General features: G+C 62.2%; 19 protein-coding genes and 1 tRNA gene. 17 read left to right on the forward strand and 3 right to left on the reverse strand.

Annotated elements, in window-relative coordinates; translation table 11 throughout:
- Position 1: 1 nt before the first annotated feature.
- The 17 genes from nuoF (at position 2) to ATN38_RS18880 (ending at position 19664) form a co-directional block, all read left to right on the forward strand.
- Positions 2 to 1321 (forward strand): NADH-quinone oxidoreductase subunit NuoF, encoded by a 1320-nt coding sequence (nuoF, locus tag ATN38_RS18800; RefSeq protein WP_218748350.1) that lies wholly within the window; start codon positions 2 to 4, stop codon positions 1319 to 1321.
- Complete coding sequence (locus tag ATN38_RS18805; protein WP_218748351.1) at positions 1318 to 3747, forward strand: NADH-quinone oxidoreductase subunit G; 2430 nt, start codon at positions 1318 to 1320, stop codon at positions 3745 to 3747. Before nuoF ends, ATN38_RS18805 begins: the two co-directional genes overlap by 4 nt.
- Positions 3744 to 5069 carry an NADH-quinone oxidoreductase subunit NuoH gene (gene nuoH, locus ATN38_RS18810; protein WP_218748352.1) on the forward strand — a complete coding sequence of 442 codons (1326 nt, stop codon included), beginning with the start codon at positions 3744 to 3746 and terminating at the stop codon, positions 5067 to 5069. Before ATN38_RS18805 ends, nuoH begins: the two co-directional genes overlap by 4 nt.
- Positions 5062 to 5649, forward strand: coding sequence for an NADH-quinone oxidoreductase subunit NuoI (gene nuoI, locus ATN38_RS18815; protein WP_218748353.1), 588 nt, complete (start codon positions 5062 to 5064; stop codon positions 5647 to 5649). The genes nuoH and nuoI overlap by 8 nt, the downstream gene beginning before the upstream one ends.
- Entirely contained in the window at positions 5646 to 6443 is a 798-nt protein-coding gene (locus tag ATN38_RS18820; RefSeq protein ID WP_218748354.1) for an NADH-quinone oxidoreductase subunit J, read from the forward strand. The genes nuoI and ATN38_RS18820 overlap by 4 nt, the downstream gene beginning before the upstream one ends.
- Entirely contained in the window at positions 6440 to 6739 is a 300-nt protein-coding gene (gene nuoK / locus ATN38_RS18825) for an NADH-quinone oxidoreductase subunit NuoK (RefSeq protein WP_003942238.1), read from the forward strand. The genes ATN38_RS18820 and nuoK overlap by 4 nt, the downstream gene beginning before the upstream one ends.
- Position 6740: 1 nt before the next feature.
- Positions 6741 to 8633, forward strand: a complete 1893-nt coding sequence (gene nuoL / locus ATN38_RS18830) for an NADH-quinone oxidoreductase subunit L (RefSeq protein ID WP_218748355.1) — start codon at positions 6741 to 6743, stop codon at positions 8631 to 8633.
- The gene (locus ATN38_RS18835) at positions 8627 to 10231 is read left to right on the forward strand and encodes an NADH-quinone oxidoreductase subunit M (protein ID WP_218748357.1); all 1605 of its coding nucleotides are present in this window, start codon (positions 8627 to 8629) and stop codon (positions 10229 to 10231) included. The genes nuoL and ATN38_RS18835 overlap by 7 nt, the downstream gene beginning before the upstream one ends.
- Positions 10228 to 11823, forward strand: coding sequence for an NADH-quinone oxidoreductase subunit NuoN (gene nuoN, locus ATN38_RS18840; RefSeq protein WP_218748358.1), 1596 nt, complete (start codon positions 10228 to 10230; stop codon positions 11821 to 11823). The genes ATN38_RS18835 and nuoN overlap by 4 nt, the downstream gene beginning before the upstream one ends.
- A 4-nt stretch (positions 11824 to 11827) precedes the next feature.
- Positions 11828 to 12511, forward strand: coding sequence for a lysoplasmalogenase (locus tag ATN38_RS18845; RefSeq protein WP_218748359.1), 684 nt, complete (start codon positions 11828 to 11830; stop codon positions 12509 to 12511).
- A gap of 30 nt (positions 12512 to 12541) precedes the next feature.
- Positions 12542 to 13126: an RNA polymerase sigma factor gene (locus ATN38_RS18850; protein ID WP_218748360.1), complete on the forward strand. Its 585-nt coding sequence runs from the start codon at positions 12542 to 12544 to the stop codon at positions 13124 to 13126.
- Positions 13123 to 13839: a hypothetical protein gene (locus ATN38_RS18855; RefSeq protein WP_218748361.1), complete on the forward strand. Its 717-nt coding sequence runs from the start codon at positions 13123 to 13125 to the stop codon at positions 13837 to 13839. Before ATN38_RS18850 ends, ATN38_RS18855 begins: the two co-directional genes overlap by 4 nt.
- 20 nt (positions 13840 to 13859) lie before the next feature.
- A complete protein-coding gene (locus tag ATN38_RS18860; RefSeq protein ID WP_003942244.1) occupies positions 13860 to 14486 on the forward strand; it encodes a trans-aconitate 2-methyltransferase in 627 nt (208 codons plus the stop codon).
- Positions 14487 to 14590: 104 nt separating this feature from the next.
- Positions 14591 to 14661, forward strand: a tRNA-Cys gene (locus ATN38_RS18865).
- A gap of 120 nt (positions 14662 to 14781) precedes the next feature.
- Positions 14782 to 15573, forward strand: a complete 792-nt coding sequence (locus tag ATN38_RS18870) for an ABC transporter ATP-binding protein (protein WP_019748159.1) — start codon at positions 14782 to 14784, stop codon at positions 15571 to 15573.
- Positions 15570 to 17195 carry an ABC transporter permease gene (locus tag ATN38_RS18875; RefSeq protein WP_218748362.1) on the forward strand — a complete coding sequence of 542 codons (1626 nt, stop codon included), beginning with the start codon at positions 15570 to 15572 and terminating at the stop codon, positions 17193 to 17195. The genes ATN38_RS18870 and ATN38_RS18875 overlap by 4 nt, the downstream gene beginning before the upstream one ends.
- A gap of 1020 nt (positions 17196 to 18215) precedes the next feature.
- Positions 18216 to 19664: an MFS transporter gene (locus ATN38_RS18880; protein WP_218748363.1), complete on the forward strand. Its 1449-nt coding sequence runs from the start codon at positions 18216 to 18218 to the stop codon at positions 19662 to 19664.
- Here ATN38_RS18880 and ATN38_RS18885 read toward each other — a convergent pair.
- Genes ATN38_RS18885 through ATN38_RS18895 form a run of 3 tightly spaced genes read right to left on the reverse strand, consistent with a single transcriptional unit; the run spans position 19613 to position 22766 of the window.
- On the reverse strand, positions 19613 to 20458 hold the full coding sequence (locus ATN38_RS18885) for a siderophore-interacting protein (RefSeq protein WP_047271424.1): 846 nt from the start codon (positions 20456 to 20458) through the stop codon (positions 19613 to 19615). The genes ATN38_RS18880 and ATN38_RS18885 overlap by 52 nt on opposite strands.
- Positions 20455 to 21756 (reverse strand): enterobactin transporter EntS, encoded by a 1302-nt coding sequence (gene entS, locus ATN38_RS18890; protein ID WP_007735127.1) that lies wholly within the window; start codon positions 21754 to 21756, stop codon positions 20455 to 20457. Before entS ends, ATN38_RS18885 begins: the two co-directional genes overlap by 4 nt.
- Positions 21753 to 22766: a Fe2+-enterobactin ABC transporter substrate-binding protein gene (locus ATN38_RS18895; protein WP_003942170.1), complete on the reverse strand. Its 1014-nt coding sequence runs from the start codon at positions 22764 to 22766 to the stop codon at positions 21753 to 21755. Before ATN38_RS18895 ends, entS begins: the two co-directional genes overlap by 4 nt.
- Between the last annotated feature and the right edge of the window lie 28 nt (positions 22767 to 22794).

Here is a 22794-nt window from a genome sequence, read left to right on the forward strand (position 1 = left end):
CATGACACTCGCCCCCGTCCTGAGTCGCTACTGGGATCAACCGAACTCGTGGACTCTCGACAGCTACCTTCGTCACGACGGCTACCAAGCCCTACGCAAAGCGCTAGCCATGTCCCCCGACGCCGTGATCGAAACGGTCAAGGACGCGGGCCTTCGTGGGCGCGGTGGCGCCGGTTTCCCGACGGGCCTCAAGTGGAGTTTCATCCCACAGAGCACCGAAGACAAGCCAGGAGACGGCAAGCCTCACTATCTCGTCGTCAATGCCGACGAGTCCGAACCGGGCACATGCAAGGACATGCCGTTGATGATGGCGACCCCACACACGTTGGTCGAGGGAGTCATCATCGCGGCGTATGCAATTCGAGCGGCCAAGGCGTTCATCTACGTCCGGGGCGAGGTGGTCCCGGTCCTGCGACGTCTGCAGACCGCCGTGGCCGAGGCCTACGCGGCCGGATACCTGGGCCGCAACATCCTCGGTTCGGGATTCGACTTGGATCTCGTCGTGCACGCCGGAGCAGGCGCGTACATCTGTGGTGAGGAGACAGCCCTCCTCGATTCGTTGGAGGGACGACGCGGTCAGCCTCGACTGCGGCCGCCATTCCCCGCCGTCGCCGGCCTCTACGCCTGCCCGACCGTCGTCAACAACGTCGAGTCCATCGCGAGTGTGCCGTCGATCGTCCTGGGCGGCCCGGAGTGGTTCCGGTCGATGGGAAGCGAGAAGTCGCCGGGGTTCACGTTGTACTCGCTCTCTGGTCATGTCACCACTCCCGGCCAGTACGAGGCGCCGCTCGGCATCACGTTGCGAGAACTTCTCGATTACGCGGGCGGCGTTCGCACCGGGCACACCCTCAAGTTCTGGACTCCCGGCGGATCCTCGACTCCGATCTTCACCGACGAACATCTCGATGTCCCACTCGACTACGAGGGTGTCGGCGCGGCGGGATCGATGCTCGGCACCAAAGCACTGCAGATATTCGACGACACAACCTGCATCGTGCGCGCGGTGCTGCGGTGGACCGAGTTCTATGCCCACGAATCTTGCGGTAAATGCACGCCGTGCCGCGAAGGCACGTACTGGCTGGTGCAGATCCTGCGGCGACTCGAAGGCGGAACAGGTACTGAAGCTGATCTCACCAAACTTCTCGACATCTCGGACACCATCCTCGGAAAATCCTTCTGCGCGTTGGGCGACGGAGCGACCAGCCCGATCATGTCCTCCCTGAAGTACTTCCGCGAGGAATACGTAGCGCATTTCGACAGCAACGGATGCCCGTTCGATCCTCGCCGGTCCGTTCTCGCGACAGGAGCGTTCGCCTCATGACTGCAGCCGACGCTACCAAGAACGACGCCACCAAGACCGACACGGCACCGCCCACTGATCTGGTCACCCTCACCATCGACGGCCGGGAACTCCAGGTACCCAAGGGCACGTTGATCATTCGCGCTGCAGAGATGATCGGCACACAGATTCCGCGGTTCTGCGATCATCCTCTTCTGGACCCGGTCGGGGCGTGCCGACAGTGCATCGTGGAGGTCGAAGGTCAACGCAAGCCGGTGGCGTCCTGCACGACACCGGTTGCGGACGGAATGGTCGTCACCACACAGCTCACGTCACCGGTGGCGGAGAAGGCGCAGCGCGGGGTGATGGAACTCCTGCTCATCAACCACCCTCTGGACTGCCCCGTGTGTGACAAGGGCGGCGAGTGTCCGCTTCAAAACCAGGCGATGTCGACCGGTCGCACCGAATCCCGGTTCGGTGAGGAGAAAAGGACCTACCCCAAGCCCATCCCACTCTCGTCCGAAATCCTCCTCGACCGCGAGCGTTGCGTCCTCTGCGCCAGATGCACACGGTTTTCGGGCCAGATCGCCGGCGACCCGTTTATCGATCTCCTCGAGCGCGGCGCGCTTCAACAGGTCGGGATCTACGCCAACGAGCCCTTCGAGTCCTACTACTCGGGCAACACCATCCAGGTGTGCCCGGTCGGCGCGCTTACCAGTACGGCATACCGATTCCGGGCGCGACCGTTCGATCTGGTGTCCAGCCCCAGCGTGTGTGAACACTGCGCCGACGGATGTGCTCAGCGCACGGACCACCGTCGCGGAAAGGTTCTCCGCCGTCTCGCCGGGGACGACCCCGAAGTCAACGAGGAATGGAACTGCGACAAGGGCCGTTTCGCATTCACGTACACGACCCAAGGTGATCGGATCACCACTCCCCTGATCCGCAACGCTGACGGCGAATTGATTCCGGCGTCGTGGCCCATGGCACTCGACCTCGTTGCGCGATCCTTCGCGCAGGCCCGCGGTGACGCAGGCGTACTCGTCGGCGGACGCTCTACCTTGGAGGACGCCTACGCCTACGGCAAGTTCGCGCGAGTTGCTCTCGCTACCAACAACATCGACTTCCGAATCCGTGCTCATTCTGCCGAAGAGGCAGGTTTCCTCTCAGCACACGTCGCCGGCCGCACACTCGAAGAGTCGGTGACGTACCAGGACCTCGAGTCGGCCCCGGCCGCATTGCTGGTAGCTCTCGAGCCCGAGGAGGAGTCACCGATCATCTTCCTGCGGCTACGCAAGGCCGCACGTTTCGGCAAGACGACGGTGCTCTCCAGCGCGCCATTCGCTACGCGCGGCCTGCAGAAGATGGGCGGCTCTTTGCTTCGGACCGTACCCGGAAGTGAAGCAGCTCTGATGGATTCGTTGGCTCGCCCTGGAAATGAGGAGGGCCAGCTCCTCCGGCAGCCCGGTGCAGTGATCCTGTTGGGCGAACGACTCAGTGAGGTGGCGGGCGGCTTCGCCGCGGCGGTACGTCTCGCCGAAGCGACAGGAGCTTGTTTGGCTTGGGTCCCACGCCGCGCTGGTGATCGCGGCGCCGTCGAGGCCGGCGCACTACCGGGATTAATTCCCGGCGGACGCCCCGTTGCGGACCCGGCAGCACGTCAGGAGGTGGAATCAGTGTGGGGGGCCTCCATCCCGGCATCCGACGGGCGCGACGCCGCGAGTCTGCTGGATCCGGGGCAGACGACTGCTGCCCTTCTTGTCGGCGGCGTCGAATTGAGTGATCTCCCGAACCCGGCGAAGTCAAGGGCCGCGATCGAAGCAGCAGGGTTCGTGGTGAGTTTGGAGATCCGTCACAGCGGAGTCACCGAACTCGCCGACGTCGTCTTCCCGGTGGCACCGGTCGCCGAGAAGCCCGGAACCTTCCTCGACTGGGAAGGCCGCGAGCGCGTGTTCGACACCGCGTTGAGAACGACAGGAGTAATGCCGGATCAGCGCGTTCTCCACGCGATCGCAGCCGAGATGGGCATCGATCTGGGCCTTCCCGACGCAGATTCCGCACGCTCGGAGATACACCGCCTCGGCGCTTGGTCCGGATCGCGCCCCACCTCGCCTCAGGTCCCGTCAGGCACCATGCCCACACCGGCACTGGGCGAGGCAGTGTTGTCGAGTTGGCGAATGCTGCTCGACAACGGCCGATTGCAAGACGGCGAGCCCAACCTGGCGGGTACGGCACGGCTCCCACTCGTACGTTTGTCTGCCGAGACCGCTGCCGAGATCGGCGCCGACAACGGCGATCACGTTGCGGTGTCGACTGAATCCGGTTCCATCACATTACCGTTGGAGATCACCGAACTCCCGCCTCGAACAGTCTGGCTCCCACTCAATTCACCGGGTAGCACGATCTACGAAACGCTCTGCGTTACCGCGGGTTCCGTGGTGAAGATTGCGAAGGCTGGAGCGCAATGACCACCCACGAATACGGGACCGTGGCAGCTCCGGTCGACCTGTCGGCGTTCGGGCACGACCCGTGGTGGTTGGTGATCGGCAAGGCTCTCGCCATTTTCGTGTTCCTCGTACTCACACCGCTGGTGGCAATTTACGCGGAACGAAAGGTCATGGCACGCATGCAGATGCGTGTCGGACCGAACCGCATCGGCCCCCGTGGAATGCTCCAGAGTCTCGCTGACGGAATCAAGCTCGCCCTCAAGGAGGGCATCACACCGACCGGCGCCGACAAACCGATTTATCTCCTCGCGCCCGTCATCGCAGTCGTGCCCGCGTTCATGGCCTTTGCCGTCATCCCGTTCGGTCCGCAGGTGTCGATCTTCGGAACCCTTTCACCCCTGCAACTGACCGATCTGCCGGTCGGAGTTCTCTACATCCTCGCCGTAACTTCAATCGGTGTGTACGGGATCGTGCTTGCCGGCTGGTCGTCCGGATCGACGTATCCACTACTGGGTGCACTTCGATCGACCGCGCAGGTCATCTCCTACGAAGTAGCAATGGGGCTGTCCTTCGCCGCAGTCTTCCTCTACGCCGGCACGATGTCCACGTCCGGCATCGTCAGCGCCCAACAAGGTGCCTGGTACGTCTTTCTCCTCCTGCCGTCCTTCCTGATCTACGTGACAGCCATGGTCGGCGAAACCAACAGGGCTCCCTTCGACCTTCCCGAGGCCGAGGGTGAACTGGTGGGTGGGTTCCACACCGAGTACTCCTCACTCAAGTTCGCGATGTTCATGCTGGCCGAGTACGTGAACATGGTGACGGTGTCCGCTCTGGCCACGACACTGTTCCTGGGCGGGTGGCACGCACCGTTCCCATTCAACCTGTGGGACGGCGCCAATTCCGGTTGGTGGCCCGTGCTGTGGTTTGTCGCCAAGGTGTGGGGCTTCCTCTTCGTCTTCATCTGGTTGCGCAGTACCCTTCCGCGGTTGCGCTACGACCAGTTCATGAATCTCGGATGGAAGATTCTCATCCCCGCTGCCTTGGTGTGGGTGATGGTGATCGCGACTGTTCGTGCCTTCCGCAACGAGGGTTACAACACCTGGGTCGTACTTCTTTGCGTCGCACTGGTTCTCGGAGCTGCGCTCCTGATCGTGTTGGCCGGGACTTACCGCAGCCGACGCCGAACCGCCGCGTCGGTCACCGCTGCGGGGAACATGCCTTTCGATGCGATGTCGGGCGGCTTCCCGGTTCCACCCCTACCTGGTCAAAAACTGCCTGGTCAGAACGTACCACCGCTGCGACGCACAGATGTTTCCGACACATCGGAGGACTCCCATGCCTGAATTCCTCGGACCTATCGCGGGTTTCGGAGTGACGCTCTCGACAATGTTCAAGAAGCCCGAGACCGAGTTCTATCCGGAGGAGAAGCGCCCCACCGCGCCCGGATACCACGGTCGCCATCAACTCAACCGGTATGCGGACGGACTCGAGAAGTGCATCGGGTGCGAACTGTGTGCCTGGGCCTGCCCCGCCGACGCGATCTATGTCGAGGGTGCTGACAACACCGAAGAAGAACGGTTCTCCCCCGGCGAGCGTTACGGGCGGGTGTATCAGATCAACTACCTGCGGTGCATCGGCTGTGGCCTCTGCGTCGAGGCTTGCCCCACTCGGGCTCTCACCATGACCAACGAGTACGAGATGACCGACGACAACCGAGCCGGGTTGATCTACGAGAAGGACCGCCTTCTCGCGCCCCTGAAACCCGACATGGCAGCGCCACCACACGCGCTGCGTCCCGGCACAACTCAGGACGACTACTACCGCGGCGACATCACAGCAGCTCCCGAACAGGCAGTACCCGCACAAGCAGCACCCGAACAGCCAGCACCCGAGCAAGAGCCGAACCCGGAGACCGAGAAATGATCGCGGCGGTCACGACCACGATCCTGGCGGAGGGAACGATGACATCGACCTCCACCGGCGAGGCGGTGCAGTTCTGGATCCTCGGAACCCTTGCGGTGATCAGCGCTTTGGGCGTGGTCGCCGCCCCCAAGGCCGTCTACTCTGCGCTCTTCCTTGCAATGACGATGATCATCCTGGCCGTCTTCTACATCGTGCAGGGCGCACTGTTCCTGGGTGTCGTCCAGGTCGTCGTCTATACCGGCGCAGTGATGATGTTGTTCCTGTTCGTCCTGATGCTGGTCGGCGTGGATTCTTCGGACTCCTTGGTCGAAACGCTACGGGGACAACGCGTCAGCGCGATCGTGATCGGCGTCGGATTCGGGCTACTCCTCATCGGCGGCCTCGGAAATGCGTCGATCTCGGGGTTCACCGGATTCACCGGACTCGACCAGGGCAACATCGACGCTCTCGCCGATCTCATCTTCATCCGCTACGTCTGGGCCTTCGAACTGACTGGCGCACTGCTGATCACGGCGACACTTGGCGCAATGATGCTCGCGCATCGGGAGAAGATCGGATCCACGCTCAGCCAACGCGAACTCTCGCAGCAACGATTCGCGTACCTGGGAAGCGATGAGAGTAATCCCGACAAGGGCTCGGCCACTCCCCTCCCCAGTCCCGGCGTGTACGCACGTCACAACGCAGTGGACATGCCGGCACTGTTGCCCGACGGAACGTTCTCGACGCTCTCTGTCAGCAGCGCGCTCACTCCGCGTTCCCCGGATCCGAGTACCGGTGAGGAGTCTGCGCGATGAATCCCGAGAATTACCTGTATCTGTCGGTCCTGTTGTTCACCATCGGGGCTGCGGGAGTCCTCCTGCGACGCAACGCCATCGTGGTGTTCATGTGTATCGAATTGATGCTCAACGCCGCGAACCTGGCATTCGTGACCTTCGCGCGCATGCACGGCAATCTGGACGGCCAGATCTTCGCCTTCTTCACGATGGTGGTAGCTGCGGCCGAAGTAGTCGTCGGCTTGGCAATCATCATGATCATCTTCCGATCTCGGCGTTCTGTATCCGTCGACGACGCAGACCTGCTGAAGTACTGACATGTCAGGAGGAATCACGTCCGCCATCTGGTTGCTCCCCGCCCTGCCCCTGTGCGGCGCCGCTGTCCTGTTGCTGGCGGGTCGTCGCACGAACGCGTGGGGCCACCTGTTCGCCTGCGTCATGGCACTCGCGTCGTTTGCCGTCGCAGTGGTGTTTTTCATCGCCATGCTCGGCCGCGACACCGCCGACCGCACCGTCACCGAGCACCTGTTCAGTTGGGTCCCGGTCGACAGTCTTCAGGTCGAGTTCGGACTGCAGCTTGATCAACTGTCGATGTGTTTCGTCCTGCTCATCACCGGTGTAGGTTCGCTGATCCACATCTACTCGGTCGGCTACATGGCGCACGACCCCGAGCGTCGTAAGTTCTTCGCCTACCTCAATCTCTTCCTCGCTGCGATGCTGCTCCTCGTGCTCGCCGACAACTTCCTCGGGCTCTACGTCGGCTGGGAAGGCGTCGGTTTGGCGTCGTACCTGCTGATCGGTTTCTGGCAGCACAAGCCGTCGGCGGCGACCGCTGCCAAGAAGGCTTTTGTCGTCAATCGGGTGGGCGACATCGGATTGATGATCGCGATGATGTTGATGTTCAGCACGTTCGGCTCGCTCTCGTTCAGCAGCGTCTTCGCCGACGCGTCTGGTGCAAGCGAAGGTGTCCTGACGGCGATCGGCCTGATGCTCCTCCTCGCTGCATGCGCGAAGTCGGCGCAGGTGCCACTGCAGTCGTGGCTCGGCGACGCGATGGAGGGCCCCACCCCCGTCTCGGCGCTGATTCACGCGGCCACGATGGTCACGGCCGGCGTCTACCTGATCGTGCGCTCCAATCCGATCTTCGATCTCGCACCCGACGCTCAACTCGTGGTTGTCATCGTCGGTGCCGTGACGCTGCTGTTCGGTGCGATCATCGGCTGCGCGAAGGACGACATCAAGAAAGCGCTCGCCGCATCGACCATGAGTCAGATCGGATACATGGTCCTGGCAGCGGGTCTCGGACCAGCTGGATACGCCTTCGCAATCCTTCATCTGATCACCCACGGATTCTTCAAGGCAGGCCTGTTCCTCGGCGCGGGTTCGGTGATGCACGCGATGAACGACGAAACCGACATGCGGAGCTACGGCGGGCTCCGAGCGTTCATGCCACTGACTTTTGTCACGTTCGGGCTCGGATACCTTGCCATCATCGGTGTTCCGCCGTTTGCCGGGTTCTTCTCCAAGGACAAGATCATCGAGGTTGCGATCGGCGAGGGCGGCATCAAGGGTGTTGTGCTGGGCATCGTCACGCTGTTGGGTGCGGCGCTCACTGCCTTCTACATGAGCCGCGTGATGCTGATGACCTTCTTCGGGAAGGCCCGCTGGGAGAACCAGAAACCTCACGAATCTCCGGCGGTGATGACGTCTCCGATGATCATCCTGGCGGTGGGGTCCGTCGGCGCCGGGATGCTCCTGACCATCGGGTCCAGCTTGCAGAACTGGCTCGAACCGGTTGTCGGCTCACATCACGTCGAACCGCCGATACCCGCATGGTCGATCACCGCGCTGGCGCTGCTCGCAGTTGTCGCCGGCGTCGCGATTGCGTATCGCGAGTACGCCACCCGGGAGATTCCACTTGTGGCACCGACTCCGGTTTCACCGTTGACCGGTGCGGCTCGCCGCGATCTGTACGGTGACGCCTTCAACGAGACGGTGTTCATGAAGCCTGGACAACAACTCACCAAGTCGTTGGAAGTGTTCGACACCAAGGGAATAGGCGGCGTCGTGGGCAGCTTTGCGGTGGTCGTCACCGGGCTGTCCGCGCTCACGCGGAAGCTACAGACCGGGTTTGTTCGCTCGTACGCACTGGTGATGTTTGTCGGAGCAACACTCGTGGTCGCGACAATGATGGCGGTGACACTGTGGTGATCGAAGCGGCGGTGAGCGACTCTGTGACCAATACCGGCTTCCCCGCGCTGACGGTGCTCTGGTTGCTTCCGCTCATCGGAGCGGGTGTTGTCCTCGCTCTGCCGGCACGGTCGTACCAATTTGCGAAGTCTCTCGCATTGACTGTGTCCGTGGCAGTCCTGGTGGTCGCCGCCGTTCTCGGGGTTGCGTTCGACCGCGGCGGCGAACAATTTCAATTTGTCGAAAGCCACAGCTGGATACCGGCTTTCGGTACCAGCTACACACTCGGACTCGACGGGATCGCACTCGTTCTGGTTCTTCTCACCGCAGTGCTGGTGCCATTACTACTGATCGCGGGCTGGAACGACGTCCCAGCAGACCCGGCATCACCCAAGAGAATGCCGCACACCTATTTCGCGCTGATCCTTGTTGTCGAGTCCATGGTGATGATTTCGTTCAGCGCCTTGGACATTCTCTTGTTCTACATTTTCTTCGAGGCAATGCTGATACCGATGTATTTCCTCATCGGCGGGTTCGGCGGAGTGGGCAGATCTCGCGCAGCCGTGAAGTTTCTGCTCTACAACCTCCTCGGCGGCCTGGTCATGCTCGCTGCAGTCATCGGCCTGTATGTGGTCACCACGCGCGACGAGAGTCCCTTCGCGAGCGGCACTTTCGACTTCCGGGCGATCGCCTCAGCGGCAAACAGCGGTGAACTCGGTGTGGGGCCCGGGGTGCTCAACGCCTTGTTCCTCGGATTCATGTTCGCGTTCGCGGTGAAAGCACCGCTCTGGCCGCTGCACAGTTGGTTGCCGGACTCCGCGGTGGAATCGACTCCGTCGACAGCAGTGTTGATGATGGCGGTCGTGGACAAGGTGGGCACGTTCGCGATGATTCGCTACTGCCTGCAACTGTTCCCGGAGTCGTCGTCGACTTTTGCACCGTGGATCATCACGCTCGCCGTTATCGGGATCGTCTACGGCGCAATACTGGCGATCGCACAAACAGACGTAATGAGACTTATCGCCTACACGTCGATTTCGCACTTCGGCTTCATCATTCTCGGAATCTTCGCGATGACCAGCCAGAGCCAGGCGGGTTCCGCGCTGTACATGGTCAATCACGGAGTCTCCACTGCGGCTCTGTTCTTGATTGCGGGATTCCTCGTCTCGCAGCGAGGTACTCGATCGATCGCGGCGTACGGCGGCGTCCAGAAAGTTGCACCCGTACTTGCCGGCACATTCCTCGTTGCGGGGCTGGCAACGCTGTCGCTGCCGGGTCTCGCGCCGTTCATCAGTGAGTTCCTGGTGCTGATCGGGACGTACTCGCGATACCACGTGGCCGCTATCGCGGCGACTGCCGCGCTTGTCCTGTCCGCGATCTACATACTCTGGCTCTACCAGCGCATGATGGGCGGACCTGTGAAGGAAGGGCAGGGAACGATCCGCGACCTCGCTCGACGCGAACTCGTGGTGGTCGCCCCTCTGATCGCACTCCTGTTGCTTCTCGGCATCTACCCCAAGCCTGCCTTGGACGTCATCACTCCTGCAGTGAGCCATACGGTCGTCGACGAGGCTCCGACCCCGCTCGTCGCCGATCACGAAGGAGGTGCCCACAAATGAGTTCCTTCAACGACGTGACCATCCTCGGCTCAGCCGGCACGGCGTCACCCAGTGTCGAATACAGCTTGCTCTCGCCAATGTTGATCGTGTTCGGTGTTGCGGTTGTGGGCGTACTCATCGAGGCGTTTGCACCCCGGCGTTTTCGATACCCCGTGCAACTCGTCCTCGGTGTCGCAGGTTTGGCGGCCGCGTTCGTGGCAGTGCTTCTACTCGCCGGCACGCGGTCGACGGCGATGATGGGTTCTGTAGCGGTCGACGGTCCGACCCTTTTCCTGCAGGCCACGATCCTTCTCGTGTCGATCCCCGCAGTACTGCTGATCGCCGAGCGAGGCTCGGGCAACACCGCCGAGGTGATCGCGCAACACGACGCGCTCGGCGGTTTCACCCCTCAAGCGTCGAGCGTCCCCGGAAGTGTTGCGGAACAAGAAGCGGTCAAGGTCGGTATCGCCCAGACCGAGGTCTTTCCGCTCACCCTCTTCGCTGTCGGCGGCATGCTCCTCTTTCCCGCGTCCAACGATCTGCTGACGATGTTCGTTGCGCTCGAAGTGTTCTCACTGCCTCTGTATCTCCTGTGTGGTCTGGCACGCCGACGTCGCCTGCTCTCCCAGGAAGCTGCGCTCAAGTACTTTCTGCTCGGGGCATTTTCGTCGGCGTTCTTCGTTTTCGGAATTGCGTTGCTGTACGGCTATGCCGGGACGGTCACGCTCTCCGGTATCGCCGACGCAGCTCGCAGCGGGTCGGGTACCGACGCCTTCCTGTGGCTCGGGACAGCACTCGTGGCCGTGGGATTACTGTTCAAAGTCGGTGCCGTGCCGTTCCATTCGTGGATTCCCGACGTCTATCAAGGGGCGCCGACGCCGATCACCAGTTTCATGGCTACTGCGACCAAGATCGCCGCATTCGGTGCCATCCTTCGTGTCTTCTATGTGGCTCTGCCCAACGAGTACGTGAACTGGCGTCCACTGGTGTGGGCGGTCGCGATTCTCACGATGGTTGTCGGATCGATCGTCGCTGTGACGCAAACCGATATGAAGCGGATGCTCGCGTATTCGGCCATCGCGCACACCGGATTCATTCTGACCGCTGTGGTTGCGGATTCGGACGCCGGCCTGGCCTCGGCGATGTTCTACCTTCTGGCCTACGGATTCAGCACCGTGGGCGCGTTCGCCGTCGTGAGTCTGGTTCGGGACGCAGACGGTGAGGTCGCGACGCTCTCGCGCTGGGCCGGATTGGGCCGGCGCTCACCGCTGGTCGGAGTTGTGTTTGCACTGTTCCTGTTGGCTTTCGCCGGGATCCCGTTGACCAGTGGGTTCATCGGAAAGTTCGCGGTGTTCAGCGCGGCAGCGGAGGGCGGGGCCGCACCTCTCGTGATCGTCGGCGTCCTGTGCAGCGCGATCGCCGCGTACTTCTACGTGCGAGTGATCGTGTTGATGTTCTTCACCGAATCGGCCGCAGACGCTCCGACCGTCGTGGTACCGAGTGCACTGACCAGCAGTGTGATCGGCCTCGGCGCCGGTGTCACGCTCATCCTCGGCATACTCCCCCAGCCGGCGCTCGACCTCGCCGAGCGTGCAGCGGACTTCCTACACTGAGCCGATGCGTGAATCTGACCTCGACCCCGGGCTGCCGAGCATCATCCGGGCCCCATGGTTCGTCGTGTTTTCAGCGGTAGCGATTGTCCATCTGATCCTCAATGCCGCTGATGCTGCGCCCTGGGACGGGATCACCAAGGTCATGCTCGCTCCGATTCTGGCTGCCTGGGTTGTCGCCCGACGCGGACCTCGAATTGTTGCTGCTGCGCTGATTGCCTGTGCTTTCGGAGATTTGTTCCTGATCTGGGAGTCCACGTTTGTCATCGGGATGGCAGCCTTCGCGATCGGTCACCTCTGCTTCATCCGATTCTTTCTCTCACACGGCGCGCTTCGGGAGATACGAAGGCGGCCATGGTTTCTGTGCGCTTACACCGTCGCTGGGATCGCTCTTGTGTCGTACACCTGGCCCGGTCTCGAACCGGCACTTCGAATTGCCGTCCCCGTGTACGCCGCAATCCTGGCGGGAACCGCATCAACCGCACTGACGTACAACTCGATCACCGGTATCGGCGGCGCGCTGTTCCTCACCTCTGACGCCCTCATCCTGCTCGGCCAGGCGAACAAGTGGCAGCCTGCCGCTGCGGGCATCTGGATCATGACGCTGTACATCCTCGCTCTGTTGCTTCTGACAGTGGGAGTTCTCGGCCGGAGTAACACGCCAAACCGTCCATTAGCTCAGAGGCTGTAAGGATCAGCAACCAGCCGGACATCTCTTCATATGACCCCGAAATCCGAGGAACAGCCGCCGCCGAGCGGCGAAGAGCGGTTCACCGCCCTGTGGGACGCCTACGCCGGTCGGGTGTTCGCGTATACCTGTCGCCACGTTGATCATCACAGCGCGCAGGAGGTTGTCTCCGAGACGTTCCTCGTTGCCTGGCGACGCTTGGACGAAGTGCCCGAGCAGGCACTGCCGTGGCTGTTGGTGGTGGCTCGAAACACCGTGAACAACAACCGTCGCAGCGTTCGGCGCCTTGACGCGCTCACCGAGAAAATGGGACGCATCGAGCAGATTGCGGCATCGACGCCGGGCGCCGACGTCACTGTCACCGAACGCACGGAACTGCTCGAAGCACTGGCAACACTCACCGTCACCGAACGTGAAGCCCTGCTCCTAACTGCCTGGGACGGGTTGACCGCCACCGAAGCCGCGCGGGTCGCTGGGTGTTCGGTTCCGGCCATGCATGTTCGTCTCTTTCGCGCTCGGCATCGATTGCGCCCCGGGTTGACTTCAGAATCCGTCACCGTAATCCCGATGAACACCGCCCGACCTTGCGCTGCCGCCGAACACGGGAGTACCCCATGACCAAAGATCTGCTGACCACGCTCGAGAAGCTGCGGCCGAGCGATACGGTTTCCGCCGAACTCTGGCCCGAGAACGTCCAAGATGCCGCACGCACCCGAATCATGGCTACCGAAACCAACATTGGGGCAACCAAAGCTCCACGCCGTCGCGTCGGTGCCATCGTTCTCGTCGCGGCGATCTGCGCAGCAGTGGTGGTGGGCTGCGCCGCTGCCACGGGGATGATGCCGAAAGCGTTCACCGACATGTACTCGGGTTGGCAGACGATGCCGGGAACCAACGGCGGAATAGATCCGTCCACCGCCGAGCGGGTCGGGTCCATTCCCGGACCTGACGGAACCTTGTTCAGCGTCTTTGTCGCCCACGGCGCCAATGGCTGGAGGTGCGTCGCCCCGGTTTTCGAGGCGTCAGCCGACATCGAGAAGGTTGGTCCGTCGAAATTCATCGGCCTCGGACACGGCTGCAGATCAATTGACTTGTACGGCGCAGATTCATTCGGGGGCGGCGCCGGGTACGAGGCCGGTCCGCACGAGGCGACCTACGACGCAGGGGCGGGAGGTGCTGTCCGAGCCGAACTTCACACCGCAGACGGCCAGATCTATCCGACAATTCTTGCCGAAGACCGCTTCTACGGATGGATTCCCCTGTCGCTCACGTCCCCTCGTCCAACCCTCGTCGGATATGCCGCAGACGGGACGGTCGTCGGCACCCGGTGAGCTGTCGGTACCCTCGAAAGATGACTGCACACGCCCCGAACGAGCGCATCCCCAGCCAGTGGGAAGAGATCACTGCAGCCGACTCGACGCATTCCACACGATATGTCGAGCGTTTCCGTTCCATGAGAGCGGACGGCAAGGACATTGTCGGGGAAGCACGTTTGATCGACGCGATGCTCGGACGCGGTGGCCGGGTTCTCGATGCAGGGTGCGGGCCTGGCCGACTCGGCGGTTATCTGCACGACGTCGGGCATGTGGTTGTCGGAGTCGATGTCGACCCGGTTCTCATCGCTGCCGCAGAAGAAGACCACCCCGGACCGACGTGGCTTGTCGGCGATCTCGCCGAACTCGATCTGCCGGCCCGCGGTGTCGAGGCGGATTTCGACGTCATCGTGTCGGCAGGCAACGTGGTGGCGTTTCTCGCTCCGTCCACCAGGCAAGCAGTATTGTCAGGATTTGCTCGTCATCTCGCTCCGAGCGGCCGAGTGGTCATCGGATTCGGTGCCGGCCGTGGCTACGAGTTCCCCGAGTTTCTCGCCGACGCGACTGCGAGTGGCCTCGAGGCTGATCTGCTGCTCTCCACGTGGGATCTTCGCCCGTTCAAGGAGGATTCCGAATTCCTGGTCGCGGTGTTCTCCCGCGCCTGACCCGGCACTTCCCCCGCAGTCCCTGCGATCCGTCACACGGCGATCAACTCACCCTGATCACAATGGTGGCGACTGTTGTTCACTACGAACATAATTGGATCAATGCGGGTGTGGCCGAGCGGCAAGGCAGCGGTCTGCAAAACCGTCCACGCAGGTTCGACTCCTGCCATCCGCTCCCCTTGCGAACCAGCGACTCATATCGCAACCCCCACCTAGGAATGACATTCGGTGCACGCAGCCTGCATCGCTCCGCTCCGTCTCCGCGCACATGGCTCCGGACAGTTACCCTCGATCGATGCACCCTCTCCCCGAGACAGGACAGTTACCTCCCGGACCGATGGCTTTGCAAGTGGAACACCTCTGCATGGCGTTCGGCGCGAAAGTTGCTGTGAACGACCTTTCCCTTGCGGTGCCCTCAGGTTCGTTGTTCGGTCTGGTTGGGCCGAATGGTGCGGGAAAAACGACCACATTGTCGATGGCTGTCGGATTGCTTCGCCCGCACTACGGTCGCAGCCTGGTGTACGGCTACGACGTGTGGAACGACCCTGTGGCAGCGAAGAGTCTGCTCGGCGTTCTACCCGACGGTTTGGCGCTACCCGCGCAGTTTACCGGTCATGAACTACTCACCTATTTCGGGCGACTGCGCGGTATGCCAGAGGACGTCATCGCGTCACGACGCGACGAACTGTTGGCCGCGCTCGATCTCGCCGATGCAGGTGGAACGGTCATCGCCGATTATTCAGCGGGCATGACGAAGAAAATCGGGTTGGCCTCGGCCTTGTTGCACGGCCCTCGCTTACTGGTACTGGATGAGCCGTTCGAAGCTGTCGACCCCATTTCTTCGGCCGGAATTCGGAGCATTCTGCTCTCGTTCGTCCACTCAGGTGGCTCGGTCATTCTTTCCAGTCACGTGATGGCCCTTGTCGAACAACTGTGTACTCACATCGGAGTCATCGCAGACGGTCGCGTCGTGGCTTCAGGAACGGTCGACGAGGTGCGCGCAGGCAACACTCTCGACGAGGCATTCGTTCGCCTTGTCGGTAGCCGCAGTCCCAATCCCGACGGACTGTCATGGATGCGCGCATGATCACCACCAGCTTTTCACCGACACACTGGAACCCGTCGGTCTCTGTGTGGCGCACTGTTCTCCGCATGCGCATGACCCTCTACAAACGTCAGTTCACCGGTGGAAGAGCTGTAATCAAGGTCATTGCAGCGTTGTTCGGGGTTCTGGGGGTAGCGCTACTGTGCCTACGAGCTTCGGGAAAGAACGGTGTTTCTCCCGATCTCGTCAGCGGCACAACCAGTCTCGCACTTTCGGCTATCGGCGTGATGTGGATCTTGATGCCGATCATGTCTGGCCTGTCAGATGACAATCTTCACCCCAGACATTTCCAACTACTCCCCCTGGAACCCGTCCGACTCGCCAGAGCACTGTTCTCGACGTCGCTGGTCGGTATGACCGTGCCGATTACCGCGTTGGCTGCAGCAGCGATTCCAATTTATGCCGCTACACACCACCCTGCCGCACTGCCATTGGCCATTATCGCCTGGCCCGCAACGGTCCTGCTCATTGTCGGCACCTCACGGGTCGCGATGCTGGCGATGTCGCAGCTCCTGCGGAGTCGTCGCAGCCGCGAACTGGGACTGTTGGCATTCGGCACGTTCTTCGGCGGACTGTATCTGCTGCAATTTCCGCTGCAGAGTCGCCTCGGCACGGTCGTGGACGGCGACGTCACGTGGCCGCTCACGGTCGCGCATTCGATCCCGTTCGCGTGGGGAATCACCAGTGTCGACGCAGCAGCAGGAGGCGCCTGGCTCCTCGCCGCCGGAGCAGTCCTCGCCCTGGTGCTGGTCGATCTCGCACTGCTGTGGTCATGGCAACGCCTGGTCGTTCGCTACTTCAACGGGAAGGTCGCAGAATCAGCGGGCGCCACTTCCGTGCAATTGAAGAACCAGGGCCGCGACATTCGAACCGGTTGGCGCGCATCCCGACTGGGCACCGTCATCTCTCGCGAGATTTCGCTCTGGCACGGAGACATGCGCCGACGAACACAACTGCTCTCCGTTGCCATCATGACCTTGGTCTCCGGCTTCGGACCGCTGATCTCGTCATCGATCCCCTTCTCCGCCGCATGGGGTGCCTGGTTCCTGATCTACCTGGCAATGGCAGCCGGATCGAATCTGTACGGATTCGACGGCGCATCGATCTGGCATCTGGTGATGATCCCCGAAGCCGCTGCCGCTGACGTCCGGGGCCGACAAATCGCGTGGGTGATCGTGATGACACCCTTCGTGGTCGTCGCAACAGCTGCTGTACGGATCTTCGGGGACCTCGGGACCGACCGACTGGCCGTGCCGATCGCCGTCGGCATTTCGATGATGGGAGTCGGTGCAGGATTGGTAGTGGCGATATCCGCCAAATCGCCCTACCCGGTTCCGGAGATGAAGAAGACGTTCTCCTTCAACACCCGCGGGTCCTTCGACGGCTCGTCCTTCGGACTGATCATCCTCGCCATCGTCATCTTCGCCGCGACAACGGCGCCCGGCGTTCTACTCGGGGCGCTGCCACCGAACCCGGTGAACTATTTCGCCATCCCTGTCGCTGTTGCGATTGGTGCACTTGGTGCTTGGATCGGGGGCCGCGTCGCGATCACCCGTATGCAACGCGAGCCGGATCGGATTCTGTTCGCGGTTACCACCACATGATCGTTGCCCAGATAGTCCGAGAATTTCTGGGCGTCAGCGCAGTAGCCGCAACTTGCACCAAAAAACTCAGTCTGGGCAATCGGATTATCAGGGATCCAGGTAGCGCAGCTCAACGGGTTCGGTCCTCGGATTTCGCCGCCGGGCTTTCGTGACATAGCTTCCGCTCGAGCCGAACCATTGCCCTGGAAACATCGCACCACCAAGATGTTTGGCATGCCCCCGGAGCACTACGGTTCCGTACGTGTCGCCGAACGTCCCGGCCGATGCGGGAACTGCGCGCACCCCGCCCCTTCGCTGGAGCGCGGCTGGATCGAGCGCTGCCTCAGGTTCGCACCGCAGCCCGCTCGGTGTGCAGAAATCCTGGTGATGGACCACTACACCGGAGCGATGGAATTCTGCCGGTGCCGACATCCGTTCCACGGGTCCTGATCGCGCCGGATCCTCGAGATCCGCTGTCGAGCCGAGTCCCTCGGCGCCCCGGCTCGACAGCGAAATCACACCTGAATCAGCTCATCGAGCTCAGCAGCGGCTCGAGAAGCTTGTAGAGCTCGAAGATTCCGATGATCGTTGAAATAGAACCCATGATGATCCTCCGTGATTCGTGAACTTTCCGTGACGTCGCGTCACAGGCAGAAAGCTAACAAACCCGGCATTCAAACGGGGACCTTGGATGTGTCCGGCAGATGAACTCCCTGCTCGGAGAAGCATTTTGGTGACCAGCGTCATGCTCATCGAGAAATGAGCCCCATCGTCACATCACCTGACACCGACCGACGGTAGCAGCAAAAGTCTGCCCGTTGCGATCTGGCGATACATGGCACCATTTCCACCCCATCCGACTCTTGCTTTGTGCGCTGAATCCGATTACATTTCTCCACAATAACGGTACGCGTAACGAAATAAAGAGACGGTCTACTTCACAGCCCGATATATCCAGTGCCACAACCCTTCCGAGCTCTTGGAGGGGCGGCGTTTCGTCGCGTCCATAAGCTCCTCACTCCCCGATCGAAAGAGAGCACGATGACCACAGAGAGCGTCTCCGGCAATCAGCCGCGACCGGTAGCAACTATCGCAAGCCTGACCCTGCTGATCGCTGCCGTGGCCGCGCTCGAAAGCATCATCGTCCCCGCACTCCCCCTGATACAGAGAGACTTCGGAGTGACGGCCGACGTCGGAGCGCTCGCATCCGTCGCTCTGACGTTGAGCACTGTCCTCGTCACGCCGATGGCCGGGCGAATAGCCGACGTGTACGGCGCCCGCCCCACCTTGCTCGCGATCACGACAATCGTTGTCCTGGGCGGCAGCGTGTCCGCTCTCGCAACGATCTTCCCGCTGTTCGTCCTCGGCCAGTTTCTCCAGGGATTCGGGCTCGGGTTGCTTCCCGTGAGCTTCGTGGTCCTACGACGCACTTTGTCCTCGGACCGACTGAAGACGGCCACGGGTTTGCTCGGGGCTGTTGTAGTGGCCGGCGGCGCTCTGGGAGTCGTATTGGCCGGGCCCGTCGCGGAAAACGTCTCACGCATCGCGATGTATGCAGTTCCGACCGCGTTCGTTTTGCTCGGCGCAATTGCTTTTGCCGTGAGCACACCACGAGATCACATGTCGAACGTCGGCGGCCGACTCGATTGGCCGGGAGCGGGCGGATTGGCTCTGGGATTGTTGACGCTGACGGCGTGGCTGGCGAGCGCATCGAGCAACGGGTGGGGCGCACCGACGTCGATGCTGCTGGTTCTCGCTTCCGCTGCCGTGTTCACGATCTGGGCCAGGTATCAGAGCCGGACAACCGAGCCGATGATCGACCTGACGATGATGCGGCATCGTTCGATGTGGAGCGCCGTGGTCGTCGGCGTGGTTTTCGGGTTCACCTACGGCGCTGTTGTCTATCTACTTCCGCAACAACTCGCCGTGCCGGCAGAGAGCGGATTCGGCCGCGGTGCGTCGACCAGCGCCATCGGCTTCCTGCTGTGCGTCGGCTACGGCGCAGCGGTCATCGCGTCGGTGATCTCCGGAAAGCTCGCACAACGGGTCGGCACGAAAGCCATTGCGGTAGCGGGAGTTGCCTTCCTCGGCCTGAGCGGCGCCGTCGGGGTCTTTGCAACCACGATGTGGCAGATCGTTGTGGTGCTGATCCTTGCGGGTACCGGCGTTGCCGCCGCGTCGACGGCAGTGTTCGTCATCTCCGCCGACAGCGCACCGGCAGACCGCGTAGGTGTCACGACGGCAATAGTCACGATCGCCAGATCGCTGGGTTCTGCTGTGGGAACCCAAATTGCCGCCGGGATCATCGCGAGCGCGACTTCATCCGGCGGCCTTCCCCAGCACTCGGCATTCGCCACAGCTTTCGGAGTGGCGGCAATCGTTGCGATTGTCGGACTCGTTGTCGCGGTGACGATGCCGAAACCGGCATCAACCGATGTTCAGTGGTCGTCGTCGTCCTCGTCGAAGTCTGCGACTCCGCGCTTCCAGTAGCCCGTGATCAGGTGGTCGCCCGAACTCAGGCCGAGTTCGTCGCGCACGAATCTGCGAATCGGCTTGAGACTGGTGGCCTCACCGGAGATCCAGGCGTAGACACGCTCGCCCTCGGGCACGGTGACCGTCCGTACTGCCTGCTCGAGCAGATCCGAGTGACCGGCTGGGACGTCACCGCGGTGCAGCCATCGCACCTCGACGCCTTCCGGAACAGTGAGTTCGATTTCCTGTGAAGGGTCGGTGATCTCGACGAACACCCACCCGGCGGCAGCAGCGGGCATCATCTCGAGCCAACGAGCTATGGCAGGAAGGGCGGTGATGTCACCGGCCAGCAGATAGCGGTCGTACGTCCACGGAACCACGACGCCACCGGGCGGACCTGCCACGTGCACCCGAGTGCCGACGGTCGCCGCCTGAGCCCAATCAGAGGCGTACCCACCTTCGTGGAGCGCGAAGTCGAGGTCCAGCTCCCCCGCCTCGGCGTCGTATCGACGGACGGTGTACTCACGCGAGATCGGCAATGGACGAGGCCACTTCAGGCTGAATCCGTCGCGTTCGGGTAGACGTAAAGTTCCGTCTGCATCCGGGTAGACCAGGCGAACATGCTCGTCGGGAGCGTGCGATTCGAAGCCCGCCAACTCCGGTCCACCCAAGGTCAGACGCAACAGTCCGGTCCCGACCATTTCGCTGCGAACAACTTCGAGTTCGCGAATGCCGATGGGGTACGGCACTTTTGCGCCGGTGGTTCCCGCCAGAACTTCGGCGATGGTCGCGAGGTGGTCTCCTCGGTTCATGAACTACCTTCCTTTTCCGGCGGAGCATTCCCCACCGGCACAGTGTTTTCGGAGAGATCGACTTCGTTGATCTCCGAAGTTACCCGGCGCACCGAACCCAATGCTGCCAGGAGCACCAGGCCCAGTGTCACACCGGCGAGCCCCAAGACCAGTAGCGCGGCGCCAGGCTCGAGCCACTGCCCGAGGAACCCGGCTGCCATCGAACCGATCGCCGTACCCGTGACGGCTTGCACCATCCACAGACTGGACACGCGTCCGCGCAATTCGTCCGGCGTGTTCTGTTGAAGGACTGCAAATCTCAGAATGTCGTTGAGTGCGCGGCCGAGGCCGAATCCGGCCAGGCCCAGGAACGCGACAATCGCTGCTCCCGACGCACCCAGTACCACCAGGCCGAGAGGCATCAGCGCAACAGAGATCAACATCGCGGCGCCGTTGCGGTGGACTCGTCCGGTCCAACCGCTGGTGAGGGAACCGACCACAGCGCCGACAGCGGGGGCGCCGTAGAGCAGACCGAGCATGGTGGGTCCGCCGCCGAGAACCTGGTCGACGAAGGCAGGCAGCAACACCATCGGCCCGCTGACGAACATGACCAACAGACCGCTGATCAGGATGCCGCGAATAACTGTGTGCGTGCCGGCGAATTTCACGCCGGTCACCAGCGCGCGCATCGGGCTTTCGTGATTCGTGCCCGGTGCAGGGGAAGGGCCGATGGCTTGGAACAACGTGACAGTTGCTGCGGTGGCCACCGCAGCAACAAAGTATGTCGCGGGAATGCCGCCGGAGGCGATGATCACGCCGGCGATTGCCGGCGAGATCATCGTCCCGATGTCGGTGGTCAGCGCTACCAAAGCGCCGGCCGCAGCCATCTTGTTGCGCGGCAACAACGTCGGCATCAAAGCCATCAAGGCCGAGCTGCTGACACCGCCGGCCAAGCCGTCGACAGCTGCCGCGACGTAGATGACCCACATCGACGGGTGTGGCAAGAGCGCATTGCACCCGAGAATGACAAAGCCGAGACCCGCAGCACTGCGGGCCAACTGGATGGTGCGTCGCCGATCGTAACGGTCAGCGAGCACGCCGCCGAACAGGCTGCCGAAGAACATGGCGATGGCCATCGCCGTGGACACTCCGGCAACCTGCAAGGTCGAGCCGGTGAGCTGGTACGTCTGCGCGGGGACGGCTACGACGAGCAGTCCGATCCCGAGCAGCGAGATCAATCGCGCGGAAAAGGCGTACCTGAAGGGACGGCTGGTCCGCAAGGGTGAAACATCGATCACCAGCCCACCGAATCGAGTCATGCGAAGGTCTGGCCGATCAGGTCGAGGGTAGCCATTGCGCCGTCGTAGTCAGGACGGTAGCTGCTGGCGGGGAGCTCGAACGTCGTGCCTGCCTTGAAGGACGGCAACTGCGAGTAAAGCGGATCGGTGGCAAGTTCGGCCATCGGGCGACCGGACACCGGAATCACAAAGGCGACAGGAGCATCGGCGACCTGCGAGAGCAGTTCCGGGCTGACCTCGAACGAGTCACCCGAGCCGAAGAGCTGCGGGTTGCCGGCCTTGGCCATGACGTCGTCGGCCTTGAAACCGAGCTCGGCGAGCATGGCGGGCAGCGCGGCCGTCGGCGGAACGAGGTACGGCTTGTTGCTCGAGACCGAGAGGAAGTAGACGACGTTGCCCTCGGGAACCTTGATCTTGCCCTTGACCTCTTTGACCTTGTCCTCGTATGCGCTCATCAGTGCCGGAACCTGGTCGGAACGGCCCGCCGCGTCGGCGACGATTTCGAGCTGCTTGTCCCACGCGGCGACCGTCTTGGGGACCAAGACGGTGGGTGCGATAGCAGTGAGCTGATCGTAGAGTTCCTCGGACTGAACCGAGGTGATTCCCTGGCCACCGCCGATGATCAGGTCAGGCTCAGCCGCCGCGACGGCTTCGATGTTGAGCTGCTCGCCGGCCGGCAATTCCTTGGTGCCCTGCGCCTTTGCGGCGTCCGCCCAAGCCGGCGGGAATCCACCGTCGAGGTTCGTGACACCGAGGACGCGGGTATCGGTGGCAACCACCGGTGCGTCCAGGGCGTACAGGTATCCGGCGAGACCGCCGCTCAGAACCACGATGCGCTCCGCCGACGCGGGCACGGTGACCGAGCCCTTTTCGGTTTCGATCACGCGGGTCGTGGGCTCTGCAGCCTTGGTCGGTTCGTCGTTCGAATCGCTACTGCAACCGATCATCGCCACGAGTGCGACGATCAGCAACCCTGCGATGGCGACGAATCGTCGCCAACTCCGTATCGCGAGGGGCGGTGTGGACTTCATCATTGAGCTCCCATTGTGTTTCAACTGT

It is taken from the genome of Rhodococcus sp. FH8 (genome assembly GCF_019266085.1).
In the GTDB taxonomy this organism is placed as follows: Bacteria; Actinomycetota; Actinomycetes; order Mycobacteriales; family Mycobacteriaceae; genus Rhodococcus_F; species Rhodococcus_F qingshengii.